Annotated in this window: 1 rRNA gene; it reads right to left on the bottom strand. The window is 54.7% G+C overall.

Annotated features, from left to right (window positions below):
- Positions 1 to 537: ribosomal RNA gene (locus ACFOW8_RS29090) — 23S ribosomal RNA — on the bottom strand; the annotation flags it as partial.

The following is a 537-nucleotide window of genomic DNA, read 5'->3' as shown; positions in this document are numbered from 1 at the left end:
GACTCAAAACGCCCTATTCGGACTCGCTTTCGCTACGGCTACCCCACACGGGTTAACCTCGCCACACACCGATGACTCGCAGGCTCATTCTTCAAAAGGCACGCCATCACCCCACTGCAGAACAGAGGGCTCTGACGGATTGTAAGCGCACGGTTTCAGGTACTATTTCACTCCCCTCCCGGGGTACTTTTCACCTTTCCCTCACGGTACTAGTCCGCTATCGGTCACCAGGGAGTATTCAGGCTTACCGGGTGGTCCCGGCAGATTCACAGCAGATTTCACGGGCCCGCTGCTACTCGGGTATCTCCTACGAGAGCCGAAAGGTTTTCGTCTACGGGATTATCACCCTCTATGACAGGCCGTTCCAGACCATTTCGACTAACCACTCGGTTTCTTACTCTCGCCTAGTCCGGCAGAACTAGGAAAGAAGACCCCACAACACCGCATGGACAACCCCTGCCGGGTATCACATCCACACGGTTTAGCCTCATCCGCTTTCGCTCGCCACTACTCACGGAATCACTGTTGTTTTCTCTT

The organism is Nocardia rhizosphaerae, assembly GCF_042650365.1.
Classification (GTDB): domain Bacteria; phylum Actinomycetota; class Actinomycetes; order Mycobacteriales; family Mycobacteriaceae; genus Nocardia; species Nocardia rhizosphaerae.
Note: the sequence above shows the minus strand (reverse complement) of the source record. Positions and strands in the feature narration are given on the sequence as shown.